General features: G+C 67.7%; 6 protein-coding genes. 1 reads left to right on the top strand and 5 read right to left on the bottom strand.

All coding sequences use genetic code 11. The annotated features are described in order from the left end of the window. Window positions 1-136: 136 nt before the first annotated feature. From GY937_21885 to GY937_21870, 4 genes are read right to left on the bottom strand one after another with little or no spacing between them, the layout of a single operon-like run. Complete coding sequence (locus GY937_21885; GenBank protein ID MCP5059363.1) at window positions 137-832, bottom strand: 4'-phosphopantetheinyl transferase superfamily protein; 696 nt, start codon at window positions 830-832, stop codon at window positions 137-139. After that, entirely contained in the window at window positions 829-6,399 is a 5,571-nt protein-coding gene (locus GY937_21880) for an ATP-grasp domain-containing protein (GenBank protein MCP5059362.1), read from the bottom strand. Before GY937_21880 ends, GY937_21885 begins: the two co-directional genes overlap by 4 nt. Further along, complete coding sequence (locus GY937_21875; protein MCP5059361.1) at window positions 6,396-14,378, bottom strand: SDR family NAD(P)-dependent oxidoreductase; 7,983 nt, start codon at window positions 14,376-14,378, stop codon at window positions 6,396-6,398. The genes GY937_21880 and GY937_21875 overlap by 4 nt, the downstream gene beginning before the upstream one ends. Continuing rightward, window positions 14,375-16,066, bottom strand: a complete 1,692-nt coding sequence (locus GY937_21870) for an acyl-CoA dehydrogenase (protein ID MCP5059360.1) — start codon at window positions 16,064-16,066, stop codon at window positions 14,375-14,377. Before GY937_21870 ends, GY937_21875 begins: the two co-directional genes overlap by 4 nt. 190 nt (window positions 16,067-16,256) lie before the next feature. Here GY937_21870 and GY937_21865 point away from each other — a divergent pair, with 190 nt between their 5' ends. Then, window positions 16,257-17,693: a glycosyltransferase gene (locus tag GY937_21865; GenBank protein MCP5059359.1), complete on the top strand. Its 1,437-nt coding sequence runs from the start codon at window positions 16,257-16,259 to the stop codon at window positions 17,691-17,693. Between the two features lie 10 nt (window positions 17,694-17,703). Here GY937_21865 and GY937_21860 read toward each other — a convergent pair whose 3' ends face one another. Next, window positions 17,704-19,158, bottom strand: coding sequence for a trehalose-6-phosphate synthase (locus tag GY937_21860; protein ID MCP5059358.1), 1,455 nt, complete (start codon window positions 19,156-19,158; stop codon window positions 17,704-17,706). Between the last annotated feature and the right edge of the window lie 167 nt (window positions 19,159-19,325).

Below are 19,325 nucleotides of genomic sequence, written 5' to 3'. Positions count from 1 at the left end.
GTCCGAATAGAGCCTTGAATCAATCGCACTGAAGTGGCCTTGTTGGGTGTCGGTGGAGAAGCCTCGTAACTCCTTCATCTCACACTCGCAGGGCCATTTCAATGTCCGGCCTTCACCTCAATACGACGGATTGGAGCTAGCGCACCGGAACCGGGTGCAACGGAGCTTCCGTCGGCGCCGTTGCGGAGAGGGTAAAGATCCAGCCGTCCGAGGTTCTCCACCAGCCGGTGAGCGGTTCGGGCACGCCCGGCACCCGGACGACCATCGGCCCGAAGCCCTCAGGCGTCGCCAGCGGTCCGAGCCGTACGTTCACCTCGCGCGTATCGACGTCCAAGCCGATTCCCAGCGCTTTCAAGGCGCTCTCCTTCGCGCTCCAGAAGAGCGTCGCAAGCCGCGAGCGGGCGGGCCCTTGCAATGCCAACGTCAAGCGCGCCTCGGCAGGCGCCAGGAAATCGGCGATGAAAGCCTGGCTGCGTGGCTCCACCCACTCGAGGTCGCAACCGAGGCCGAGCCCTTCGGGCCCCACGGCGCAGAGCGCCGCCCCGGCCCGATGGCTCAGGGAGAGGGCGCAGGCAGCGGGTCGCCCGTTCCACCACGCCAGCGGCGCCCCGTTTTCGGCGCGCCGGATCTCGACGGCCGCAGGCGAACAATCCGCGCCCAGGTAGCGGGCGACACCGTGTTTCGCCGTCCAGCGACCCAATCGATAGTCCCGGCGAGCGCGCGGCGGCTGCAAGGCCCCCAGACGCACCCTCTCGCCGGGCGCCAGCCAGGAGGGCGCACGCGGAACGTCCCGGCCGCGCCGAAGGGTGAGTTCCGCTCGCGGAAGGTTCATTCGATCTCCCGCGCCATTCCCCGCTGGAGCGCCTCCACCAGATACGGGCGCAGCCGGGAGGGTTGCAGAATCTCGTGCAGCGAACCCACCGTCCGCGCGCGATCCACGCTGTGGATGCGGTCGAACTCGTCGGCGACCTCGCCCAGCTTCTCCGAGCGCAGATCGTCGTAGAGCTCGTGCCAACGCGCCCGGAGCTGGCCCCGGGTCGCTTCGTCTGCCGCTGCAACCTCCTGTTCCAACGCCTGCAGGCGTGTGTCGTCGCGGGTGCGCCGTTCCACCTCGCCGGAGAACACCACGGCCGCGGCCGGCGCTCCGCCGATCACGGAGGCACGGCTCCCCTCCAGGGCTGCCACCTCGAGTCCTTCGTTCAACGCGCTGGAGAACACCACGTAGGCACCGCCGTGGTAGCGACTGATCACGCAGAACACCATCGGGCCCTCGAAGTTCACCACCGCACGACCGATCTCAGCGCCGTACTCCAATTGGAGGCGGCGCAGCGATTCGGGCGAACCGTCGAAGCCCGAGAGATTGGCCAACACCACGACCGGCCGGTTTCCGCTGGCAGCGCAGATCGCTCGCGCCACCTTCTTGGAGGAGAGCGGGAAGAGCGTTCCGCCCGTCCATTGCTCCGGCCCGTCGGCGGGTATGAAACCCAGCCGCGGGATGGATCGGGATTCGATGCCGATCACGCTCGCCGGAATGCCGCCCAGATGCGCGTCCCAGACGACGGCGCCTTCGGCCTCGCGCATGTCCGCCCAGCGCTCCAGCGGCTCGTGGTCCTGGTCGATCACCGCATGCATCACGCGGCGGATGTCGAAGGGGCGACGTCTCTCCGCGTTGTGCTCCGCGCTCCAGATGTCGCCGACCACTTCGAAGGTGCCCTCTTCCCCTGCGCCGTACGGGTAGATGCAGACGTCCCGATCGATCGGATCGTTCGTCGGTGCGCGTCGCGGGAAGCGCTCGCCGGGCGCGCGATAGCTGTGTTCGTAGTGGCGGAAGAGCAGGCGGCAGGCATCGGCCGTATCGCGGGCCCAATACTGGGCCTCGCCGTTCACACCCATGATCTTCTCGTAGCCACCGATACCGGTGTTGTCCTCCGCGGAAACCCCCCCGGAGTAGTCGAGGGCGCGCTTTCCCGTCAACACCATCGAGGCATCCGGCGTCATGATCAGGATGCCCTTCGTGTGCATCAACATGGTGGCCTCTGCGTTCCAGTAGGATTGCCCACCCACATTGATACCGGTGACGATCAGGTTGAGTTCCCCGCCCGCCTGGGTGAACTCCACGATGCGGCGCAGCGCCGCGGCGGTCCAATCGAGGTTCTCCGTCCCGCTATCCATCGCGATGCGCGCACCAGCCGAAATGGGGAACCACTCGAGGGGGACGCTCAACTCCTCGGCCAGATCGATCGCGGCCATGATGCGCCGGCACTCGGCCTCCGCGAAGGAGCCCATGTCGCGGCTCGCGTCACCCAGCAGGATCACACGGGTCATTCCTTCTGGATGCTTGGGCGTCTCGTTGCGGATGGTGCCCACCAGGATCTTGGCCTGGTTACCCCCAGGCGCTCGATCCACCGGAATCAGGCGACCCTTCGCATCCAGGTCGTACTCGCGGAACTCGCCGGGCGGAAACTCCGTGCGGGTCCCGTCGCGGGGAGGCGCAATCATCTCGAGCAACGCGTACGGGTACAACATGCCGCGTTGGCGCATGCGCACCACGCGCTGATCGTAGGGCGAAAGAGGCGCGATCGGGCGTTCCGCAGGCGGCTTGAAGGAAAGCACCAGGTCGCTTCCGCCGGGAGCCGCCAGCTGCACCACCGTGTCGCGCAGCCCACCATTCTCGGGGTCGGTCATGCGCGCGCGCACGACGGTCTTCTGGAGCCCGAGCCCCTCCGCGGCCGGAAGCAGGCGATGGGCAACGCCCTGTAGCTCGTCCATCTCCAGGTCGAGAGGCGGCCACACGTAGAGCAGCACGCGATTCCAGTGCAAGCGACGGCGACGGGTGCGATGCGATTGGAACAGCCGGATCGCGCCAAGCGCCTCCATATACTGCATTTCGAGATGGGGAAGATGGGTCACCCGGCCGCTCGCATCCCGCACCGGTGTGGCATCCCGAACCTCAGCGAAGGCGAAGAGCCGCTCGTCCTTCGGATTGTCCCTCGCGACACCGTGGAAGAGATACACGTCCTCAGCGGAGGGAATCCGCTCCACTTCGAAGTTGCCGAGCCTCCACAGCTGCAGCCGCTTTCCCATCATCGGGTGGAGGCCCCGGTACAACCGGTCTTCAGCCACGCCATCCGTGTCGGGGCGGAAGGTGAAATGCCTCATCGCGGCCATTCCGCGCCCACCCTGCGAGGGTGCGATCGTGATGACGATACGCCGTACCGGGCGCGAGAGCTTCCATCCCGCGAGAGCTTGCGCCAGCTGCGCCGAATCCTCGTCGGGATCGGGGAAGGCGCTGTCTCGACGGAGGTGAAGGTCGATCACGACGTCGTGATCGGCCGGTGCCGAAGCGAGAAGCTCACCAAACGCGGGGCCCAGATCGGCCACCTCCTTCCAACTACCGTGGCCGGTGACCGCGTGGATCTCGCGGCCTTCGTACGAATATTCGGCGAACGCAAAGCTCCGACCGGCGCGGTCGATGGCTCGCAGATCCCGAAGCTCGCGGATGCGGTAGTAGCGCAGGAAGAGAACTTCCAGGATCACCCTGCGCAGTTCTGGTTCGGCATCTTCGATGCGAGCGACGAAGAGCGGGGCCAGCGGCTGGGAGCACTCAACGAGTTCACGCATCGCCTCAGCGCGGGCTGCGGCATCGCGCGAGTCCACGGCCGCGCGCAGAAGCTCGTCCGCTTCGACAAATGCTCCCTCGCGAATGCTCTCGAAGAAGGGCCGGTCGAACAGGCGATAGCGAACTTCGCGCGCCAGATCGGCAACCGCCTGGTTTCGACCTCCGGCCACGTTCACGATGCGGTCGAGCAGCTCGCGAAACTCGTCGCCGGCGCTCTGCGCGAGCGCGCCCGGCGTGAGTTGCCGTTCGAGTACATCGAGCACTACGCGGGACAGCTCGTCGATGCGTTGATGGCCCTTGCAGATCCAGAGCAGGGTCTCCTCCAGCGCCGGCGTGCGATCGAGGCTGTCGATACCATAGCGATGCAGCGCCCGCTGGAGGCGGTCCACGTAACCGGGCGAGAGGCCCGCCGCGGCCGAATCGAGCGATCGCAGGTAGAGCAGCAGGTACTCCTCTGGCGTGCGCACATCGCCGCCAGCCAGTCCCGCCTCGCCGCGTTGGCGCAGCAACAGGGCGCATTGATCAGCGAAAATGGCGAGGATCTCGCGCTCTCCCTCCAGTAATTCCGGATCGTCCGGCGGCAGATCCAAGCAGGCTTCGCGACGCTCGGTCGCGAACCGCGCCAGCTCGGCAGCGTCCACGTCGAAACCCAGAGCGAAACGCCGCAGGCCTTTCAGAGCGTGTCGAGACCGCGCAGCAGGGGTGTCGAGCCCGCCCTCTTCCGCCACCAGATCCTCGAGCGAGACGCGATCCCGCGGAACCTCGGTTGTTTCGCTGTCGGAGGGCTCGATCGAAACGAGCGCCTCACCCGTGCCCACCTGAACGTTCGGTCCGACGAGCACTTCGCGTACGCGTCCGGCACAGGGCGCGGCGATGGCGATCTCGGTCTTCATCGCCTCCAGCACGGCGATCCGGTCGCCCTTCTCGACGCGGTCACCGGGGGCGACGGCAACCGAAACCACGACGGCGGGCGCCGTAGAACGAACCGTACCAACCTCGTCGCGCGAGAGGCGATGAGGAACCCCGTTGACCTCGACCAGCTGGTCATGGCCGTCGGACATCGACAGTACATGGAAGTGTTGGCCTGCGACCAGCAGCCGGCGTTCGAATCCCCCGAGGCGCTGCACCTCGACCGAGATGCGTCGGTCATCGAATTCCACCTGATACGCATCCGGCCCCACACGAAGCACGCGCAGCGCATACTCGACCCCACCCCGGCGCAGCTCCACGTCCACACCCACATCGCGGCGCAGCCGCAGCCGTCCTCGCGCAGCAATGGAATAGAAGAGCGTCTGCTCGGCCGCCCGCTGCGCTTCGTATCCCTCGATGGCACCCATGACCAGGGCGACGTCGGCGTATCGGTCCGAGAGATGCTCTCCCTCGGCCGTCAGCCGATCGAGCCAGCCCACATCGACCTCACCGCTCTCCACCTCGGGCCGCTCCAACAGCCCGAGCAGAAAGCCCTTGTTGCTGGTGCCGCCGCGCACGACCAGCTGCATGTCCTCGAGCGCACACCGCAGCCGCGCCAGGGCCTCGCGTCGGTCGTGTCCGTAGGCAATCACCTTGGCAAGCATCGAATCGAATTCCGGCGCGATGTCATCGCCCTCGGAAAAGCCGGTGTCGATGCGCAACCCGGGCCCGGTGGGCAGCCGCAGCAGCTCCACGGTGCCGGGCGTCGGAGTGAAGCCCCGCTCCGGGTCTTCCGCATTGATGCGCACCTCGATCGCGTGGCCATGGGGTGCGGGCGGCTCGCCCTCGAGCCGACCACCGGCTGCCACGTAGAGCTGAAGCTTGACCAGATCTACGCCCGTGGTCGCCTCTGTGACCGGGTGCTCCACCTGCAGCCGCGCATTCACCTCCATGAAGGAAAAGGCGCGCTCGGCCTGGTCGTAGAGGAACTCGACCGTGCCCGCTCCGCGGTAGCCCGCGAGAGTGCCGAGACGCGCAGCCGACTCGCGGATCTCGCGATGCTGCGCCTCCGAGAGCGCGGGAGAAGGCGACTCCTCGATCACCTTCTGGTTGCGGCGCTGCACGGTGCAGTCACGCACGCCAAGCGCCCAGGTCGTCCCATGGCCGTCGCCCAGGATCTGCACCTCGATGTGGCGCGCGCCTTCGACGAGCCGCTCCATGAAGACCGTGGCGTCGCCAAAACCCGAAAGCGCCTCGTTTCGGGCGCTCTCGAACGCCTCCTCGAGCTCAGCAACTCCGCGCACGCGGCGAATGCCGCGACCGCCGCCACCAGCAGTCGCCTTCACCATCAACGGGAAGCCCAGAGCCGTAGCCTGCATGCGCGCCTCGTCGAGGCTTTCGACCGGTCCACCGCTCCAGGGCGCGACCGGTACGCCCGCCTGCTCGGCCATGCGCTTCGAGCCGATCTTGTCGCCAAGCGTGCGCATCACGTCTGCATCCGGCCCGATGAACACGATCCCGAGTTCGCTGCAGAGATCTGCGAAGCGCGCGTGCTCGGCGACGAACCCCCAGCCCACCCACGCCGCCTCGGCCCGGGTCTTCCGCAACGCAGTTTCGAGCGCGCCATAGTCGAGGTAGCGGCTCTTGCGATGGCCATCCTCGGGATCCACGAAGGTCGCCGAGCCCAGCGCATATGCCTCGTCGGCTTCGCGCACGAAGCGCGCGTGCTTGTCGGGCTCCGTGTAGAGGGCGATAGTCCGCAGCTCAGCGTGCCCCTCGTGACGCAGCTCGGCCACCGCCCGCATCAGGCGCACGGCCGGCTCCCCCCGGTTGACGACCACGATGCGTCGAAACGCCGCCACGTCTGTCATCCCTGCTCCTTCAGCCCGGACCGCAGCGGATCCCGCAGCGCATCGGGAAGCTCCCCTGGTAGGGCGGTCGTGGCGTAGCCCCGCATGCGCAGCCGCACCCGACCGTTCGCGTCGACGACGAACGCGTCCTTCCCGCCCTCCTCCACCACGGCTCGCAATTCCTCACCCGGCGACGGCGGATCGTGAGGCAACTCAACACGAGCGATCGCGCTGGGCAGCGCCATCCTGCCCGTGCCCGCCATCTCCCCGAGCCCCGCGGCCTGGAAGCAGAGTTCGAGCAAGAGTGGACGCGACGCGAGCGGCGAATCCTCGGGATGATGATGAGCTGGCAACTCCTGCGCCATGCAGCCAACCACTCGCTCACCATCGCCGAAGGCACCCGCAAGCACGCGGTAAGCCGGCCCGTGGAAATAGAGCTGGTAGATCGTGTCCACCCCGACGCGCGGCTCTCCCTTGGGCACCGCTACCGATTCCTCCGTGGGCGGTTCGGCCGCGAGGCGCACGGATGCGCGGAAATGCACCGTGACCTGGGGCTCATCGCGTCCCGGCAGCATCCGCTCGCCCAGCATCCGGCAGTGGGCAATCCAACCATCGCCCTCCTTCGCCGGCGCCATGCGTGCTTCCAGCAGGATCTTTCGCGGCTCGTCGCGATAGAATTTGAAGGGTGCCAGGAAGGACACGTCCTCGAACGCGACGACGACATGGCGGTCCGGCGCGATCGCCGATGCCAATTCGGCGAAGGCCTCGAGCCCCATCACGCCGGGGAGCACCGGAGTGCCCTCGATACGGTGATGATCCAAGAAGGGTTGGTCGTCCGGCTGCAGCAAGGCCTCCGCACGCACGATGCCGCCGCCTGCGAGGCCGGTGATCTGGAGGCCCAGCGCGCCCAACGACCTCTCCTTTTCGACGCTGAGGCCTCCCGTCGGATCGCGTTCCGCCTCCATCACGCCAAGCGCTCCCGCGATGAGTACCTCTCCGCAGCGCGAACTCCCCAACAGCTCCTGACGGACGATGGGAATGCCCGCTTCCGGGGAAAGCATGTCGATGCCCGCGCGGGCCATCACTTCGGGAATGGAACCACGCGAGGCCATACCGATGCCGGACCAGGCGGTCCAATCGATGGCCAATGCCCGGGTGCCGGGGCGGACCGCGGAGATGTGGGACGCGAACTTGCACAGCAGGTCGTTCGCCGCGCTGTAGTCCGTTTGCCCCGCGTTTCCGAACCGGCCCGAGATGGAGCTGAATGCGACCGTGGCTCGCACTTGCGTACCACGAAGCGCCCGGATCAGATTGAACCAGCCATCGCATTTCACGTCGAAGACGAGATCGAACTCATCGTCCGTCTTGTCGGGCAACGCCCGGCTTCGCTCGAGACCCGCTGCGTGGATCAGTACGTCGACGCTTCCGCCGCCGGACAGGAGCTCTTCCCCGAGCTTCGCGACCGCCTCGCCATCGGTGAGATCCAACGTATGCCAGTGAGCCTCGCCACCCGCTGTGCGCACGGCCTGCACCGCGACCGCGGCGGCATGCACGCGCTCGATGCGGGAGAGCTCCCTCTCAACCTGGACGGGAGTCACCCGCCCGCCCTTCGCACGCATCCTTTCCATGATCTCGCGACGCAGACCGTCCCGGTCGGTGCCAAAGCGCAGCACGTCCGGATCCTCGAGATCAGGCGCCGGGGCCAGGTCGAGCAGGTGGAAGACACCGCCACCCACTCCGGCCGCCAGATCCGCGACGATTGCCGAGACAATGCTGCCCGCCGCGCCTGTCACCCAGAAGACGCTCTTCGAATCGAGCGCGAGTCCCCCTCCATCCTCGGAAGGCCGCTCGTCGAGCGCCACCCCGGCGCGCACACCAGCAGCGATCCCTACCTCCACCGTTCCGGGGTCGCGCAGCGTCTCCGCCAGGAGTGCCTCCGCCACCTCCTCTGGACCTGCGTTTCCGGCGAAGTCGACAACTTTCGAGAGCGCTGCTGGGCGCTCGCGCCCGAACGCCTTCACGAAACCTGCGACCGCGCCGCCCTCCGGCGCAGGCAGCGGCTCGCCTCCCAGGCCGTGCCGGCCACCCATCCTGGTGGCGGCCACCAGGAAGCGACCGGTTTCGCCCAGGTCGTCGTACAACTCACGCGCCACTCCGACCAGCCGCTTGACGCGCGCATCGAGGCTCGCGCGCCATTCGGCGAGGCCGATCTCGTCCGGATCGCCAGCCGGGTCGAGAGCTGGCAGCCAATACAGGCCCGCGATCGGCCCCTTCGCACGGAGCTTGGCCAGCTTCCGCACCAACGCAGCGCCGTCGGCCTGGGCGTCGAGGCCAATGACCTCCACCTTGCGCTCCGTAAGGCGGCTTGCAAGGGCTTCGCCCACCCCGCCCGCATCCGCGAGCAGCGCCACCCGATCCCCGGCCGTGAGCGCGATACCCGTCTCCTTGCAGCGCTCCAGTTCGGGCCGCAGCGCGATCACGGGAACTCTGCGCAGCTGAGCCATCCCGGCCTCGTCGACACCCCGTGGTGGCCGAAGGGCATCGCTTGCGGCGGCGGTTGCTCGCGTTGGCGCACCCGGATCTTTGGAAGCCTTGGCCTCCGATGCGTCGGGAGATGACTTCGCTGGCGCGCCCGCATCCCCCGCCTTGCGATCGAGCACGAACTGCACGGCGTGGGCGATCGTCGGGTAGTCACGCAGCTTCAGGTTCTCATCCCGGGGAATGTCCCAACCCTCGCGAATCGCCGCGAACGTCTCCGCCTGCTTGACCGTATCGATGCCCAGATCCGCCTCCAGGTCCAGATCCGGATCGAGCATGTCCGTCGGATAGCCCGTCGCCTTTGCGACGATCGCCAGCACCCGCTCCAGGATCGCGGCCTCTTCTCCCTCAGCCGAGGCGGTTGACGCGGAAGCGGGCGGCGACCCGGCCGGCGGCGCATCGCCACGCGCCGACTCCGGCATCCGCTCGACCACGAACTGCACCGCATGCGCGATCGTCGGGTAGTCACGCAGCTTCAGGTTCTCATCCCGGGGAATGTCCCAACCTTCGCGAATCGCCGCGAACGTCTCCGCCTGCTTGACCGTATCGATGCCCAGATCCGCCTCCAGGTCCAGATCCGGATCGAGCATGTCCGTCGGATAGCCCGTCGCCTTCGCGACGATCGCCAGCACCCGCTCGAGGATTGCCGCCTCCTCTCCCTCGGCCGTTGTCGTTGGCGCAGACGAGGCCGGCTCTGCGACGCGAGACGTTTCCGGGGCTGGAGCAATCGCAACCGCTGCCGGCGCAGCCGAGACGAAGCCCGTCGGCGCTCCCACGTCGCGAACCCGCAGCGTGCGGCCCACACGTTCCGCCTCGGCCTCATCGTGGCCGGTCACGCGCGCCAGCCAATTGCGGTAGGCGCTCGCGTCCTCGAGGCGGGTCTCGTAGCCCAGCTCGTCCGCGCAGGGACGGCTGCCGTCGGGAGTCGGCGCCCAACGCAGGAGCGACATGCTGATCTGGGAGCCGAATCCCGCTCCGAGCCGCAGCGCGTAACGCACCGGGTAGCTGCCGCCGCGAGAGAGATGCAGCGGCCCGAGGTCCGGATCGGGCTCACGGTAGTTCGGCACCGGCGGCACGGTGCCCGTCTCGAGCGCCTTCACCGCAACGACATCCTCGATGCCAACGCCCATCGGGTGCCCGGTCAGGCCCTTGGTGTTGGCCACGACGATCTCGGCCGCCGCGTCGCCGAAGACATGGCGAAGCGCCTCCACCTCGGCCGATGCGCTCCCGCCACGAGCCGGCGTGTAGGTCTCGTGGGAAACGAACAGCAGCTCACGGGCAATCGCGCGCCGGTCCAGGCCTGCCCGATGCTCTGCCTGGGCCACCAGCCGCTCCATCACCCCGGCGATGTGCTGGACGTCCAGGCGCGTGCCGTGGAACGCGCTGTTCGCAGTGACGGTGCTCAGCACGTCGCAGATCGGACGTAGCCCGCGTTCCTGCAGGCAAGCCGGGGCCTCGATCACGATCCCGACGGCGCCCATCCCCAGGATCATGCCGTGGCGGCGGCGATCGAAGGGCAACGCGGCCTCTTCCACCACGTCGTCCGTTGCTGCGGCACCGGTGGCCAGGAAGCCGGATCCTACCCACTCGAGCAACTGATCCGTCGTGACGTCGTCGGCGCCGATCACGACGACGCGTCGGCAGCGGCCCGCGGCGATCCAATCCTCGGCGAGGGCGAAGGCCTGCGTCGTGCTGGCGCAGGCCGAGTTCACGTGGGTGTTCGGTCCGCGTGCGCCCACGTACTCGGCAAACTGGGCGTGCGCCATGGGCAGGACCCGGAACAAGAAGCGTCGATCGAACTCATACGCCTCCTCTGCCTGCTCTTCGGCCAGCTCGTGCAGTCGCCGCTCGATCTCCGTGGCGAGCACCTGGCTGGCACTGCCTTCCTCGCGTGCGCGGCCAAGCAACTCGCGCAGCAGCTCCTCTCGCTGGGTGCGGGCGTGATCGGCGTGGTAGCGGTTCAGCTCGTCCGCGAAGGAGTCGTAGCCGGGAAAGGCACTTGCGAAGATGACACCTGTCTCGTCGCGCAGATCCTCGGGGAGCATCCAACGGTCCGGGAGCTTCGTTCCCTTCGTCGTGGTGCGGTAGCGCATCACGAGCGGAAGCCCGGCATCGCGCATCGCCTCGAGACCTGCACCCATCGCGAGCTTTGTCGTCACGTCGAGCGCCAGGGTGCGCTCGCGCGGTACGCCGAATTCCTCCGCCAGGTCGTGGTGACCTGCGCGGGCAGCGAGCTTGATCACCTCGGACGAGCTGCCGATCGCCTCGAAGTGGGGCTCACCCTCCGACTTCACCAGGCGCGTGATGTTCTTGTCCAGCATCGCGTGGCGGAAGCGCGTGGGAATCAGGTCGATCTCCTGCTCGCCGTCCAGGATGTGCTGCACGTTGCCGTCATCGAAGACGTTCTCGCGACCGGGCAGGCCGAGGCCTGCGCCACTGACGACCGGGGGAGCGGTGCTACGAGGGCCATCGTCCGAGTGCAGGATCCGCGAGCCTCGCTCGAGGAATTCCGAGAACAACTTTCCCAGCTCCGCGTAGCGGGCCTCGCCGACCGGCGCCACGACGGGCGGAGTGGACGAAGCAATCGGGGCCATCGATGCGGACATGGCAGCCGATGCCGCCGAAGATGCGGCGGGCCGACTCGCGACGGCGTCGCGACCGAGGCCCAGACCCGCCGCCCACAGGCCGCATAACGCCTGATCGAAGGAGGCGACATCTCCAACTTTCGGATGGTTCGTGAAGAGCGTCACCACGTCATCGCGCGCCGCGAGCACATCCTCCGCGAAGCCGTGCAACGCCTTCTTCGGCCCCACCTCGACGAAGACGCGGGCACCCATTTCGTACAGCGTCTCGAGCCCCTTCACGAACTGAACCGGAGACGCAACCTGAGAAGCGAGCCGGTCGATCATCTCGGGAACGACGTCCGGGCCCATCGGATAGGGCTTCCCGTCCACGTTGCCGATCAGCGGGAGCGTGGGCGAGGCGAGCCGCAGGCGCTCGAGCGTGCGACGCAGTGGCACGCTCACGGGCGCCACGATGCTGGTGTGGAAGGCATGGCTCACTGGCAGCCCCACCACCTGGTGACCCGCCGCCTGGAGGGCGGCCACGGCACGCTCCACGGCTGCCGTGGCTCCACCGATCACGGCCTGGGAGGTGCTGTTGAGGTTGGCGACGACCACGTTGCCATCGGTTTCGGCGACGACGGCCTCGATCTCCTCGAGCGGCGCAAACACGGCCGCCATGAGCCCGTTGTCGTCGATCGTGAGGTCCGCCATCTCCCGGCCTCTGGCGCTCACCGCTTCGAGGGCGTCTTCGAAGGGCAGCGCACCAGCGGCCACCAGCGCTCCGTACTCGCCGAGGCTATGTCCCATCACCAGGTCGGGTGTCAGGCCGTACTCCGCCAGCAACCGGGTCAGCGCCGCATCCACAGTCAGCACGGCGGGCTGGGTGATCTCCGTCTGACGGAGCTGCTGCTCCGCCGCCTTCGTCGCAGCCTCATCGCCTGGCTCGACGAACAGGATCTGGCTGAGTGGGGTTCCGTCCAACAGAGGCGTCAGAACCCGGTCGGCCTCGGCGAACGTCCGGCGGACCACGGACTCGCTCGCACGCAGGTCGCTCAACATGTTCACGTACTGCGAGCCCTGACCCGTGTAGAGGAAGGCGACGCGGCCCGGCTCGCCGTGCCCCAGGAAGACGCCCTGGGCACGCAGCGCCCGCAGCATCGGCGCCCGGGCGTCCGGCTCGGCTTCGAGTGCCTTGCGCGCCCGTGTCGCCTTGGCGGCCAGCTCGCCCGCATCGGCATATGCGATCGCGAGCCGGTGGTCAGCCCGCAAATCAGCCTCGACAGGCGCCTGCAGCGGGGGCGTGCGGCCCGCATCAGCCTCCTGGCGAAGGGTGTCGAGGCGCGCCAGAAGGCCCGCTTCGTCGCTTGCGCCGAGCACGACGGCGCCGCGCAAGGGCGCGCGCAACTCCACCGTCGTCGTCCCGGCGGTTCCCGCGCCGCGCGCCTGCTCACCAGCTCCTCTGCGACTTTCAAGGAGACCCGGTACGTGTTCTTCCAGAACCGCGTGGAAGTTCGTACCACCGAAGCCGAAGGCACTCACACCCGCGCGGCGCACACCGTCCGGCGGAGTGTCCCATGGCTTGAGCTCCGTGTTGACGTAGAGCGGACCCTTGTCGAAATCCAGGTTCGGGTTCGGCTTGTCGAAATTCAGACTGGGGGGCAACACCTTCTCGTGCAGCGCGAGCACCGCCTTCAGCAGCCCGGCGGCGCCGGCCGCGCCCTTCAGGTGACCGATGTTCGATTTCACGGAGCCCAGCGCAATCGAGCGTGGCGCGAGATCCGGCCCCGAAAATACGGCTTGCATCGTCTCCACCTCGACCACATCGCCCACTCGGGTCGATGTGCCATGGCCTTCGACCATTCCGGCCGTGGCCGGCGAGAGACCCGCGTCGGCCCAGGCGCGCTCGAGGGCGAGGCGCTGGCCCACGGGGTTCGGTGCGGTGATGCCCTTGCCGCGCCCGTCGCTGGCGCCACCGACCCCGCGTAGTACCGCGTAGATGGAATCGCCCGCGGCCTCGGCGTCCGGCAAGCGTTTGAGCAGGAAAAAGGCGGCGCCCTCCCCCATCACGAAGCCGTCAGCGCCCGCTGCATAGGGGCGTGTGCCAGTGGCCGAGAGCGCACCGATCTTGCAGAACTTCACGAACGGCGCAGGGCCCATGTTGCGATCGACGCCGCCCACCAGCGCGGTGTCGTACTCGCCAGTCACCAGCCCTTCGTGGGCCGCATCGATGGCAGCCAGCGCAGACGCGCAAGCGGCATCGCAGATGAAGTTGGGCCCGTGCAGGTCGAAGAGGTTGGCGATGCGTCCGGCGATGCAGTTGGCCAGCTCGCCCGGCATGCTGTCCTCGCTGACCTCCGGAAAGCGCTCGACCATGCGATCGTGGAGCTGAGCCGTGATGGCCTCGCGGACATCCTCCTGCAGCTCGGCGAAGGAAGGTGCCTCCCCGAGCGCGCGCGCGTACTCCGGAAAGAAGATCGGCAGGGACGTCCAATAGTGAAGGTCTCCCGCCATGGCCGTGCCAACGATCACCGCAGTCCGCTTCTTGTCGAGCGGCCTCTCCGGGTACCCATAGTCTGCCAGCACCGCTCGCGCGCAGGCAACGGCCCACTTCTGCGCATCGTCCATCGCATCCGCGACCTTCGGCGGGATGGGAAGCTTCCACTTCATGGGCTCCCACTCCCACTCGCGAACGAAGCCGCCGATCTGGCTGTAGGTCTTGCCTGGAACCGACGGGTCGGCGTCGTAGTAGAGCGCCGGATCCCAGCGCTCGGGGGGGACCTCGCCAATGGAGTAGCGGCCGGCCTTGATGTTCGACCAGAAGCTCGCCACGTCCGGTGCATCCGGCAGAATGGCGCTGACGCCGACGATCGCGATCGCGCGGTCCGCAGACTCGGTCATTTCAGATCCTTCTGGCTAGCCGACGTCCGCCCGTAGAGGGCATCGGCAATGATATCCAGGTCACGCAGCGCCCCGCGCTGGACCTGATGAATGGAGTGCGCACCCAGGGCGCGCTCGAACTCGGCGACCTCCTGGTCGGAGAGTTCCGCCCCCCCGATCACCCAGCGCAGGCCGCCAACGCCCACTTCGAGGGCGGCCTCGCGCGCGTAGCTGCGCGCCACCGCAGCCAACGCTTCGGGCCCGAAGCGACCGTCCGCCTTGTCGGACAGGGAGTTCGTTGCCGCACCCGCAGCTCTGCGCGCCAACGCGCCGGCGCCCTCGGTACGCGCCACCAGCTCACCCAGACGGAAGAGCACGTGCTGGCTGCGAGTGAGCCTGGCCAACCGCGCCCGCTCGAAGATCTCTGCCAGCGCGTGGCAGGCCAATGCCGCAGCCGCGGCCCCACAGCCGGACACCGAGGCCTCCAGCTTCTCCAGCGCCTGGGCCCGATCGTGGTAGTACGCGCCCCGCGTCTTCAGGTGCTGCTGCCAACGATCCCGGGCGATGCTCATCTCCATGATCTCGGAGGTGCCTTCGTAGATCGTGGTGATGCGCACGTCCCGGCGGATCTTCTCCACCATGTACTCCCGGGTGTAGCCGTAGCCACCGAGGGCCTGGATGGCGGCATCGGCCGCCGCCACGCCCGCCTCCGTGGCCAGGTACTTGGCGATGGCACCCTCGACCACCAGCTGGCCCTTGGAATCCTCGAGCTCGTCGAGAGAAGCGGCAGTCTCCTCGATGAAGGCACGACCCGCCTCGAGACGCACGACGTGGGGCACGATGAGCTTGTGCGTGTAGCCCGACTTCTCCGCGAGCGGCGAGCCCGCCTGCACCCGGTCGAGCGAGTAGGCGATGGCGCGATCCAGGGCGGCCCAGCCCGCGCCAAGGCCGAACGCGGCCACCATCAGCCGCGTGAAACCGAACACGGCCACCGCCTGCTGCAATCCCTGCCCCTCTGCCTCGCCTACCCGCTGGGATGCGGGGACGAACACGTCGTCGAGGGTCAGCGCGGCCGTATTGCTGAGCCGGATACCGTGTTTATCCTCGGGCCGCTCGTGGCCAAAGCCCTCGGTACCGGCCTCCACCACGAACCAGGTCGGCCCTCCGGGGGCGTTGGCCAGCACCGTGGACACCTCCGCCACGCCGCCGTTGCTGATCCACTGCTTGCGGCCATTCAACCGGTAGCCTGCGACCTGGCCGTCCTCCTCGACGGGTGTGGCTGTGGTGCGAAGGGCCGCGAGATCGCTGCCGGCCTCGGGCTCGGTGGCCCCGTACGCCATCAGGACGCCGTCCTCGGCGATGCGGCCGAGCCAGAGCGCCCGCTGCTCCGGCGTGCCTCCCACCCGGATGGGATCGCTGCCCAGGAAGGTGGCCAGCAGCGCGGTCGCGACACCGACATCGACGCGGGCCAGCTCCTCGCAACAGCGGTAGACGTCGAAGGCTCCCCCACCCATGCCGCCGTACTCCTCCGGTACGAACAACAGCTGGATGCCAAGCTCGGGGCCGCACATCTCGCGGACCAGATCTTCGGGCATCTCGTCGCGAGCGTCGTGATCCAGCAACAACTCTTCGCTGAACCGCTGCTTGGCGAAGTCCTGGAGTGATTCCAGGACGATTTCGAGATCAGGCGCGTCGAGACCGGGGGGCATGGCTTCCTTCTCTACGAATCCTCATTCGGCACCCATTGGGCGGAAATGTCGGCTACCCGACACCAGGCGTACAGCCATTCTGGCGTGGCGTCTGCGTCGGGGACCTCCGCGTTGTCGGTTGTTCCGCGGATCGCGCTACCTCACTGCCAGTGCCGGTGTAGTATGGGGCACCACCAGGAGGAATGCCCGCGTGAGTCTCGATGAAATTCGCGTCGGTGTGCAACCTATCGAACGGTTGCGCTCCATCATTCCCGACGCTGAGATCAGCGAAGCGCTGGCCTCGGCGGAGCGGGCCGCACGTCGGCTTTCGAAGCGCGTCGTGTGGAATATCAACTCCACGGCGGTTGGCGGCGGAGTTGCGGAGATGCTGCCGTCCCTGCTCGGCTACACCCGCGCCCTCGGCATCGATACGCGCTGGCTCGTGATCGACGGAAACCCGGACTTCTTCCGCGTCACCAAGCGTCTCCACCATGCGCTGCACGGCCAGAACGGCGATGGCTCGCCGCTCGGCGATGCCGAGCGGCGCATCTACGAAGACACGCTCCGCTCCAGTGCCATCGAGCTGCAGGCGTTGGTCGGGCCCGGTGATGTGGTCATACTCCACGATCCCCAGACGGCGGGTCTGGCGCCCTACTTGACCGACCGAGGCATCCGGTTGGTCTGGCGTTGCCATATCGGCAGCGACACCGCCAGCCCCGAGGGCGAACGCGGCTGGGCCTTCCTGGCGCCCTACCTGGCATGCGTGCCGCATTTCGTGTTTTCCCGCGCGGGCTATGTGCCCGAAATCTGTGACCACGGCAAGTCGAGGATCATCCACCCGAGCATCGACCCGCTCTCGGCCAAGAACCAGGAGCTTTCGGAGGACACCGTTCATACGATCCTGGTCCACACGGGGCTGATCGAAGGACCACCCCCCGCCGGAGGCAGCCACGCCTTCGAGCGCCACGACGGATCACCGGGTCGAGTGGCCCGACGCGCGGACGTCGTGCGCTGCGGGCGGGCACCGAGCTGGGAGACTCCGCTGATCGTGCAGGTCTCGCGTTGGGACCCACTCAAGGACATGGCCGGCGTGATGGAGGGCTTTTCGCGGCTCCTCCAGCGCGTGGGCGTGCCCAACCCGGCGCTCGTGCTCGCGGGCCCCGACGTCAAGGCCGTAGCGGACGATCCGGAAGGTGCGGCCATCTTCGAGGACGTCGTCGCCCGCTGGCGCGAGCTTCCCGAGCCGATTCGCGAGCACATCCACCTCGCCAACCTGCCGACGGAAGACGTGCAGGAGAACGCCGCCATCGTGAACGCGCTCCAGCGCCACGCCTCCGTGGTGGTGCAGAAGAGCCTGAAGGAGGGATTCGGACTCACCGTGACGGAGGCCATGTGGAAGGGTCGGCCCGTCGTCGCAAGTGCCATCGGCGGCATCCAGGACCAGATCCAGGACGGCCTTTCCGGCATTCTGCTCCGGGACCCGACCGATCTCGACGCCCTCGCCGACGCATTGCAGGAGCTGCTTGCCGACCCTGCCCGCGCAGCCAAGATCGGTGATGCCGCACGAGAACAGGTGCGAGAGAAATTCCTCGGGATTGGCCACCTGCTCAAGTACGCACGGCTCTTCGAGGAGATCGAGGCGGAGTAGCGCAGAAGGGTTAGCTGGCAGCTGCAGGCCTTGCGACCGGGGCCGATGGCGGGCTCGGTCGGGTCCGGTGATGAGTCGGCTTGGCCGCAGCGGCAAGGAAGCGATCCGCCCAGTGCGCCGCGTCCGAAGCCCGCTCCCGTGCTCGAAGGGCGGACATCCGAGCACGTCGCTCTTTCGACCCGATGTCGAGGGCGGCGTCCAGCGCGTCTGCAGTGGCCTCCGTGTCGTAGGGATTCACGAGCAAGGCTTCCCGCATCGTCTCTGCCGCACCCGCTGTGCGTGACAGCACCAACACGCCAGGATCATCCACCTGGCAGGCGACGAACTCCTTCGCCACCAGGTTCATGCCGTCGCGTAGCGGAGTCGCCAGGCCGATATCCGCGTCTCGGTAGAGGGCGCATAGCCCATCATGGGAAAGGTCACTCGTCATGTAGCCGACGGGCAGCCAACCAGAAGTACCGAAGCGCCCATTCACCCGGCCGACGAGCCCGTCCACCTCGCTCTTCAACTCCGCGTGGTCCCCGCATGCGTCGGCCGCCGGAGCCACGACCTGGAGCAGGGAGACCTTCTCACGCCAACGAGGGTGGCGCTCGAGGAGGAGGTCGAAGGCACGCAGCCTCTCCGGAACGCCGGTGGTCGGGGCGAGACGATCGACGGCAAAGAGGATGCGCTCCTGACGCGCGGCTTCGCGCGGTGCTGCCCGCGCCGACGCTTCGTACCAGGACCAGTCGATGCCCATGGGAAAGACACCGACCCGCGCCTCGCCGCGGCCGGATCGCAGGACTCGCCACTCCGGCAGCACGTCGATCCCGCCTGCTGCGCGCGCGCAGTCGAGGAAGTTGTGCACGTGGCGTTCGGTCTGGAAGCCGACCAGATCGCAAGCAGCCAGACTGCGCAGCAGATCCTCGCCATGAGCGAGGGTTTCGAATACGTCGAGCGGCGGAAACGGCGTGTGGAGGAAGAAGTTGATCCGCGCGTCGGGGCGATACTCGCGCAGATGGTACGGCGCGCGCAGCAGGTGATGGCCGTGGAGCCAGATCGCCTCTACTTCGGAAGCCACGGCCGCCGCGCTCGAAGCGAAGCGCTCATTGACCTCGTCATAGGCCGCCCAGTCGGCCTGATGGAAGCCCAGGTGTCCCGGCATGGAGTGCAACAGCGGCCAAAGCGAGCCCGCGGAGAAACCGCAGTGCCATCCATGGGTGTCCAGGTCGCCAAGCTCCACGGCTTCCGCGCGATACGGAGCGCCGGGAACCACAGCCGGCTCTACGCCGGCGCCCGGCCAGCCCGGCCAGCCCAGCCAGACCCCGCCGCGCTTTCGGAATACCGAACCGAGAGCGGCGTGGAGGCCGCGCAGGGTGGGCGGCCCCGCATCGCCCGCGTCTCTCGAGGCTGGAGCCTCGGGCAAGAGGTCCGTCACGATCGCAATCGGCCCCGCCGGGTCGAACAGCACATTCGCGTCGGCCATCACTCCCCCCTCCTCGACCCCTAGAGTGAGCTGAGTCTAAAAGGTCTAGACACCTTTGATCTGAAACGAGTGAGGGCCAAACGCCCATCCGTTCTAAGTTGTGGTTACGACACAACAACTTGGGAGGATGTGCGATGACCCTCGACGACAGGGTACACGCTCTTCGG

This window comes from bacterium, assembly GCA_024228115.1.
Taxonomy (GTDB): Bacteria; Myxococcota_A; UBA9160; order UBA9160; family UBA6930.
This window is presented reverse-complemented; position numbering and strand designations above follow the sequence as displayed.

Bases quoted from the DNA above. Each gene is read 5' to 3' on its own strand.
- GY937_21860 (MCP5059358.1), bottom strand. From the start codon at position 19,158: ATGGCCGACGCGAATGTGCTGTTCGACCCGGCGGGGCCGATTGCGATC.
- GY937_21880 (MCP5059362.1), bottom strand. From the start codon at position 6,399: ATGACAGACGTGGCGGCGTTTCGACGCATCGTGGTCGTCAACCGGGGG.
- GY937_21885 (MCP5059363.1), bottom strand. From the start codon at position 832: ATGAACCTTCCGCGAGCGGAACTCACCCTTCGGCGCGGCCGGGACGTT.
- GY937_21870 (MCP5059360.1), bottom strand. From the start codon at position 16,066: ATGCCCCCCGGTCTCGACGCGCCTGATCTCGAAATCGTCCTGGAATCA.
- GY937_21875 (MCP5059361.1), bottom strand. From the start codon at position 14,378: ATGACCGAGTCTGCGGACCGCGCGATCGCGATCGTCGGCGTCAGCGCC.